General features: G+C 72.9%; 6 protein-coding genes. 4 read left to right on the forward strand and 2 right to left on the reverse strand.

Going from position 1 to position 7,599, the window contains the following annotated elements; all coding sequences use genetic code 11:
- The first annotated feature begins 72 nt into the window (after positions 1–72).
- A complete protein-coding gene (locus tag ACZ6TV_RS29855; RefSeq protein WP_465300612.1) occupies positions 73–1,914 on the forward strand; it encodes an AMP-dependent synthetase/ligase in 1,842 nt (613 codons plus the stop codon).
- A 218-nt stretch (positions 1,915–2,132) separates the two neighbouring features.
- Here the strand turns inward: ACZ6TV_RS29855 and yczR are convergent, their stop codons facing one another.
- Positions 2,133–3,596: a MocR-like transcription factor YczR gene (gene yczR, locus ACZ6TV_RS29860; protein WP_465300613.1), complete on the reverse strand. Its 1,464-nt coding sequence runs from the start codon at positions 3,594–3,596 to the stop codon at positions 2,133–2,135.
- A 58-nt stretch (positions 3,597–3,654) separates the two neighbouring features.
- Between yczR and yczE the strand changes: the two genes are divergently transcribed.
- Positions 3,655–4,311, forward strand: coding sequence for a membrane protein YczE (gene yczE / locus ACZ6TV_RS29865; RefSeq protein ID WP_465300614.1), 657 nt, complete (start codon positions 3,655–3,657; stop codon positions 4,309–4,311).
- Positions 4,312–4,381: 70 nt separating this feature from the next.
- On the opposite strand, the gene ACZ6TV_RS29870 is transcribed toward yczE, so the two are convergent.
- Positions 4,382–5,341 (reverse strand): EamA family transporter, encoded by a 960-nt coding sequence (locus ACZ6TV_RS29870; RefSeq protein WP_465300615.1) that lies wholly within the window; start codon positions 5,339–5,341, stop codon positions 4,382–4,384.
- Positions 5,342–5,413: 72 nt separating this feature from the next.
- Between ACZ6TV_RS29870 and ACZ6TV_RS29875 the strand changes: the two genes are divergently transcribed.
- Both ACZ6TV_RS29875 and ACZ6TV_RS29880 read left to right on the forward strand, forming a co-directional pair.
- Complete coding sequence (locus ACZ6TV_RS29875; protein WP_465300616.1) at positions 5,414–6,340, forward strand: LysR family transcriptional regulator; 927 nt, start codon at positions 5,414–5,416, stop codon at positions 6,338–6,340.
- Between the two features lie 87 nt (positions 6,341–6,427).
- Positions 6,428–6,916, forward strand: a complete 489-nt coding sequence (locus tag ACZ6TV_RS29880; protein WP_465300617.1) for a hypothetical protein — start codon at positions 6,428–6,430, stop codon at positions 6,914–6,916.
- Positions 6,917–7,599 lie beyond the last annotated feature (683 nt).

The following is a 7,599-nucleotide window of genomic DNA, read 5'->3' on the forward strand; positions in this document are numbered from 1 at the left end:
TTACCCTCCAGTAACCGACGGGACGTGATGCCAGTCACCGTTACGTCCACGCCAGCCCCGGAGGCGCCCCACATGACCCAGACCCAGCGGCTCGAATTGCCCTACCGCTCGATCCCGGACATGTTCCTGCACCGTGTGGCCGAGACCCCTGACAAGCGCGCGTTCGGCAAGCCCGCCGCCGGCGACGCCGGCGACCCGGTCTGGCTGACCTGGCGCGAGGTCGACCAGCACGCCCGCGCGATCGGCGCCGGCCTCACCACCCTCGGCGTGCGGCCCGAGGACCGCGTCGGCATCCTGGCCAACACCCGCCTCGACTGGATCATCGCCGACCTCGGCATCATGCTCGCCGGCGCGGCCACCACCACGGTGTATCCGACGACCGAGCCCGAGGACGCCGTCTACATCGTCGCCGACTCCGGCTCGAAGGTCCTCTTCGCCGAGAACGCGGCGCAGGCCGCCAAGCTCGACGGCGCCGACCTGCCCAACCTGGCCGCGATCGTGCTCCTCGACGGCGTCCCCAACGGCGGCGAGCAGAAGAAGACCCTGTCCCTCGCGCAGCTGGAGGCCGAAGGGCAGCAGGCGCTCGAAGCGGACCCCGAGCTCATCGAGCGGATCGTCGCCGGCATCACCGGCGACCAGCTCGCCACCCTGATCTACACGTCCGGCACGACCGGCCGTCCCAAGGGCGTCGAGCTGATGCACGCCGGCTGGGTCTGGCAGGGCTACACGCAGGTCGACATGGGTCTGCTGACCGCCGACGACCTGCAGTACCTGTGGCTGCCGCTGTCGCACTCGTTCGGCAAGACCCTGCTGTGCGGGATCGTCTACGTGGGCCTGCCCACGTACGTCGACGGCCGCGTCGACAAGCTCATCGACAACCTCGGCAAGATCCAGCCGACGCTCATGTGCGCCGCGCCCCGCGTCTTCGAGAAGGTCTACAACCGGGTCGTCACCGGCGCGCAGACCGACGGCGGTGCCAAGTGGAAGATCTTCCAGTGGGCGGTCAAGGTCGGCAAGCAGGCCTCCGCCGAGCGCCTCGCCGGCCGCACCCCGGGCGGCCTGCTCAAGGTGCAGCACGGCATCGCCGACAAGCTGGTCTTCAGCAAGCTGCGGGCCCGCCTCGGCGGGAAGATGCGCGCCATGGTGTCCGGCTCAGCGCCGCTGTCGAAGGAGATCGGCGAGTTCTTCTTCGCCGCCGGCCTGCCGATCCTGGAGGGCTACGGCCTGACCGAGACGTCGGCCGGCTCGTTCGTCAACCGGGAGGACGCCCCCCGCATCGGCACCGTCGGCGTCGCCCTGGGCGACCTGGAGGCGAAGCTCGACACCGACGGCGAGATCCTGCTCAAGGGCACGCCGATCATGCGCGGCTACCACAACCTGCCCGACGAGACGGCCGCGTCGTTCACCGAGGACGGCTGGTTCCGCACCGGCGACATCGGCGAGTTCGACGCCGACGGCTACCTGCGCATCACCGACCGCAAGAAGGACCTGATCAAGACCTCCGGCGGCAAGTACGTCGCGCCGAGCCACATCGAGGGCCTGTTCAAGTCCGTCTGCCCGTACACCTCCCAGTGCGTCGTCGTGGGTCAGGCCCGCAACTACGTGACGATGCTGGTCACCCTCGACCCCGACGCGATCAAGGGCTGGGCGGAGGGCACCCCCCTCGCCGGGAAGTCCTACGACGAGATCGCCGGCTCGCCCGAGGCCAACGCCCTGGTCGAGGGCTACGTCAAGGAGCTCAACACCAAGCTCAACCGCTGGGAGACGGTGAAGAAGTTCACCATCCTCAGCCGCGACCTCTCCATCGAGGACGGCGAGCTCACGCCGTCGCTCAAGGTCAAGCGCCGCGTGGTCGAGAAGTCCTTCGCCTCGGACATCGACCGCATGTACGCGGGGTCGCTCGCCGAACTCTGATCACACCCCACAGTGTCATGGCCTCCGGGAACCGCCGACCCGGAGGCCATGACGCTTTTCAAGCCTCAAGAAGCGGCATGCTCCGGTCCGTCGTGGCGGAGGCCCGTTGCTCCCGTCAGCCGCCGGTCAGGCCTTGACGGCCTTCCCTTTCCCGCCGCCTGCAGCTGACGCGGCCGTCCCGGCCGCGAACAACCCATCCCCCATGATCCGGAAAACCGTCAGGCGACGACGACCGGGGAAGACCAGGCGTGCCGGCGCGGGCGGTCCAGGTCGGCACGCGCGGCCGCCAGCCGGTGGACCGCCTCGACCAGGTCGGCCTCCGGCAGGGTGTACGGCAGCCGCATGAACCGCTCCATCGTGCCGTCCGCGCCGAACCGCGGCCCCGGCGCGACCCGCACCCCGAGCTCCTCCGCGGCCCGCGCGAGCGCACTGGACACCGGCGCGTCGAGCTCGACCCACAGCACCATCCCGCCGCCGGGCAGCACGAACCGCCAGTCCGGCAGCTCGGCGCGCAGCGCGGCGGCGAGGGTGTCCCGGCGGGCGAGCAGCTGCCGCCGCCGGGCCGTGACGATCGCCTCGCGGCGGCGCAGCAGCTGGACGGCGACGAGCTGGTCGAGCACCGGCGACGCCATGTCGACCCCGACCCGGGCCGCGGCGAGCCGGGCGATCAGCGGCGCCGCCCCGCGCACCCACCCGATGCGCAGGCCACCCCAGTACGGCTTGCTCATCCCGCCGATCGTCAGCACCCGCGCACTGCGGTCGAACGCCGCCACCGACGGCGGCAGCGCGACGTCGTCCAGCGCGAGGTCGACGAACGACTCGTCGATCACCAGGTCGGTGCCGGCGGCGTGCGCGGCGGACGGCAGCCGCTCCCGCAGCGACGTCTGCATCAGGTGGCCGGTCGGGTTGTGGAAGTCGGGGATGAGGTAGGCGACGCGCGCCTGCGCGGCCCGGACCGTGGACAGCAGCAGGTCCTCGTCCCAGCCGTCGGGCCCGATCGCATACGCGCTGATCCGCGCCCGGCTGGCGGTGAAGGCGCTCAGCGCGTTCGGGTAGGTCGGCGTCTCGACCAGGGCCCGCTGCCCAGGCGCGACCAGCAGCCGCAGCAGCAGGTCGAGGGCCTGCTGGACGCCGCCGGTGACCATGACCTGGTCGGGGTCGGTCGGCAGGCCCCGCTCGGTGTAGCAGTGCGCGATCGCCTCGCGCAGCACCAGCAGGCCCATCGGCTGATATCCGGCGCCGAGCGTGTAAGGGGCGAGCTCGGCGATCGCGTCCGTGGCCGCCTCGGCGAGCTCGGCGGGGGCGGGCATCGCCGCGCAGCCGAGGTCGATCAGGTCGGCGTCGTCGCTCGGCGTCCACAGCCCGGACGTGCCGACCCGGTGCCCGGCGGGCAGCGCGGTCCAGCTGCCGGCGCCGCGGCGGCTGCTGAGGTGGCCGCTGTCGCGAAGCTCACGGTAGGCGGCGGTGACCGTGGTCCGGCTGATGCCGAGCGCCGCGGCGAGCTCCCGCTCGGCGGGCAGGCGCACCCCGAGGGCGAGCCGCCCGTCGATGAGCAGGCCACGGACGGCGCCGGCGAGCACGACGTATTCCGGGCGGCGGCCGGCCGGGCCGCGCACCCCGACGGCGACCTGCCACGCGTTCAGCATGCGGGCCAGTTGTGCACCGCGGACGATCGCTGACAAGGCCAGTCCCCCTCAATTGGCTCTTTGCACCGGACGGATTGGCCCTAGGGTGGCATGCATGGACGCCCCAGGCAAGACCAATCCCATCCCGCTGCGCCACCGGTTCACGCGCCGCTTCACGCAGCTGCAGGGCGGCCTGGTCCTGTACGGGGTGAGCCTCGCCCTCCTGGTCCGCGCCCATCTCGGCCTGGACCCGTGGGACGTCTTCCAGCAGGGCATCTCCCAGCGCACCGGGCTGAGCTTCGGCACCGTGGTCGCCGCGGTCGGCGCGCTGGTGCTGCTGCTGTGGATCCCGCTGCGCCAGCGCCCGGGGCTCGGCACGGTCAGCAACGTCCTGGTCGTCGGCCTCGTCGCCGACCTGTCGCTACGCGTCGTCCCCGACGCCGAGCCGTGGTGGCTGCGCGGCGCCTTCATGGTCGCCGCCATCGTGCTCAACGCCGCCGCCACCGGCCTGTACATCGGCGCCCGCATGGGCCCCGGCCCGCGCGACGGCCTCATGACCGGCCTGGCGGAGCGCTTCTCCTGGCTGTCGATCCGGGTCGCCCGCACCTCGATCGAGGTGACGGTGCTCACCGCGGGCTTCTTCCTCGGCGGTTCGGTCGGCATCGCCACCGTCCTGTACGCCTTCGGCATCGGCCCGCTCACCCAGCTCTTCCTGCCGTGGTTCGTGGTCCGCGACCCCCGCCCGGCGATCCCCGCCCCGGCCCTCGCCTGACGGTGCGACCGGCGCGACCGGCGCGGCCCGAACGTCGCCGGCGCCCGAGCCGACCGCGCCGGTCCGGCGCTCACCCGGCCCGCACCGCCGGACCGGAGCCCGCGGCCGGCGCCGCCCTGACCTGCGCCGCCGCCCCGGTGTCCCCGCCTGCCGGCTCCGGCACCGGCATCGGCGTCCGCCCGCCGCGCACCGCGCCGAGCAGGACGCCGCCGAGGATCGCGGCGCCGCCGGCGGCGTCGTACCAGTGGACGCGCTCCCCCAGCAGCAGCGCCGCCGACAGGATCGCGAACACCGGGGCCAGGGCCGCGAACGGCGCCACCGTGCCGGCGTCGTAGCGGGCGATGAGCCGGCCCCACACCCCGAAGCCGAACAGTGTGCTGAGGTAGGCGATGTACGCGATGGCACCGACCGCGGTCAGGTCCAGGCCGCGCAGGCTACGCCAGACGTCCGCCGGGCCGTCGACGGCGAGGGTCAGCGCGACCAGCGGCGGGGTCGCCACGGCGCTCACCCACACCATGAAGTTGAGCATGTCGGTGGCCTTCGCCATGCGCATCGCGATGTTCGCCAGCCCCCACGCCGCGCCGGCGGCGACGACCAGCAGGAACGCGCCGAGCGGCCGGTCCAGCCCGAGCTGCGAGGCGATCAGGACGATCCCGGCGCCGCTGAGCACCACCCCCGCCACGCGACGCCCGCCGGGCCGGTCGCGCAGCAGTACCGTCGCGAACACCAGCGTGAAGACGACCTGGCTCTGCAGGACCAGCGCCGACAGCCCCGACGGCAGCCCGGCCGCCATGCCCGCGAACAGCAGCGAGAACTTCACCACGCCGAGCGCCACGCCCGTCGCGACCACCCACCGCCACGGCGCCTTCGGCTGGCCGACCAGCAGCACGGCGGGCAGCGCCGCCGCCCCGAAACGCAGCGCGCAGAACAGCAGCGGCGACATGCTGTCCAGCCCGACGTGGATCACGACGAAGTTCACGCCCCAGATCGCCGAGACGAGGATCGCCAGCGCGACGTCACGAGGTTTCATGGTCCGATCGTCGTCCCGTGCGACCGTGAAGCACCATCGAAAGGTTCTACAACATTCTTGTAGGATCACTACATGATTGAGCTTCCGCGGCTCCGGGCACTGCGGGCGGTGGCCACGTTCGGCACGGTCACGGCCGCCGCGGGCGCCCTGCACTGCACGCCGTCGGCGATCTCCCAGCACCTGGCGAAGCTCGAGCGGGAGACCAGGAGCACGCTCGTGGAGAAGGACGGCCGCCGCCTGCGGCTCACCGAGGCGGGCCGGGTCCTCGTCGAGCACGCCGGGCGGATCCTCGCCGTCGTCGAGGAGGCCGAGGCCGCCCTCGCCGCCCACCAGGAGACGGTGTCCGGGCAGCTGAGCATCGCCTCGTTCCCGACCGCGTGCCGCGGGCTGCTGCCCCACGCCCTGCGCAGCCTCGCCGTCGACCACCCGCTGCTGGAGCCGACCCTGCAGGAGGCCGACCGGGACGCGACCTTCGACGGCATCCTGCGCGGCACCGTCGACGTGGGCGTCATCGACGAGTGGCTCGACGTGCCGGCCACGTTCCCCGCCGGGCTGGCGAGCGTCGAGCTCGGCCTCGACGTGGGCGACCTGATCCTGCCCGTCGACCACCCGCTGGCCGCCGCCTCGGGCCCCGTCGGCCTCGACGCGCTGCGCGACGAGCGGTGGATCGCCTCGAAGCCCGGCACCGTCTGCCACGAGTGGCTGCAGCGGATGCTGCCCGGCACCCGCCCGGCGATCCTCGTCAACGAGTTCGAGACCCAGCTGACGTTCGTCGCCGAGCGCCTCGGCGTCGCGTTCGTGCCCCGGCTGGCCCGCAGCACCCTCCCGCCCGGCGTCGTCGCCCGGCCCATCACCCCCGAGGCGGCCCGCCGCGTCAGCGTCGCCTGGCGCGCCTCCACGGGGCTGCGTCCCGCGATCGGCGCGACCGTCGCCGCCCTGCGTGAGGCCTGGTCACACCGCGACCACTGGCCCGCCGATCATCCGGTTCAAGTCGTATAACCCCAGGTCAAACGTACTATTGCCACTTAAACACTCATTCACGTATTCAGTTCTGCGGGTTTCGGCGGCGCCCCTTACATTGATGTCATGGCCATCTTCGGACGCACCCGCACAGCCACCGGCGCAGGCGTCCTGGCGACGCTGCTCCTCGTGCTCCTCTTCGGCAATCAGATCTTCTCGGAATGGACCGACCGCCACGCGGACACCAAGACCGTGTGGGGCTGGTTCCTGCACCTGCTCACCTGGCCGCGCTGGTGGCTCGTCCCCCGCGACGACTCCGGCAACGCGGCCCGCGAACTGCTCGCCAACGACCTCAAAGCCCTCCTCCTGGTCCTCTTCACCGCCCTGATCCTCGCCGTCGCGGGCCGCTCCATCGTCACCGGCGGCGGCGCCTTCATCCTCGGCTGGGCGTCGCTGATCTTCGGCGCCGCCCTGGCCGCCTTCGCCACCGACTTCATCACCGCCAACCCGACCCTGCTCAGCGCCTTCGCCGCCGCCTCGGCAGCGGCGGGCTACGGCCTGTTCGTCGGCTGGCTCGTCGGCATCGCCGTCACCACCGGCAAACGCGGCGACTGACCTGCCCGCTGCCCCGCCGCCGCGACGACCCGGCAGAGAAGTCCGGCGGCGGGCCGACCCCCATCGGTCCCCGGCTCCATGTGCGCAGCGCCCGCGCCCATCACCGCCCGGTCCAGCCGTCACCGCCCACTCCCAGGTGCACGGCCATCCTCGCCGCCGACCTCAACCTCAGTCGCGGCCTCCAGCCCGGCTCACGGCAGGCGGCGGTCCGATCCCGCCCACACCCTCAGCCAGCTCACGGCGTCAGGCGGCGGACCGATCCCGCCCACCCCCCGCCCATGGCGGACGGCAGACCAACCCTCACCGCGGCTCCATGACGGCGGCGGGGGCTGATCCGCCCACCCGGGCCCTGCGATCGTGAGGCGGCGGACCAACACTCACCGCAGGTCTACGAGGGGCGCCGGGCCGACCGCCCACTCCCGGCCGGGCGGTCGTGAGGGCGGCCGACCACCACTCACCGCGGCTCCACGAGGGGCGGCGGGCCGATCCGCCCACTCCCCAGCCCGGCCGTCGTGAGGCGGCGGACCACACTCACCGCGGCTCCACAAGGGACGGCGGGCCGATCCGCCCGATCCCTGCCCCGACGGTCGTGAGGCGGCGGACCACACTCACCGCGGCTCCACAAGGGACGGCGGGCCGATCCGCCCGATCCCTGCCCCGACGGTCGTGAGGCGGCGGACCAA

The organism is Dactylosporangium sp. NPDC051087 (genome assembly GCF_055586325.1).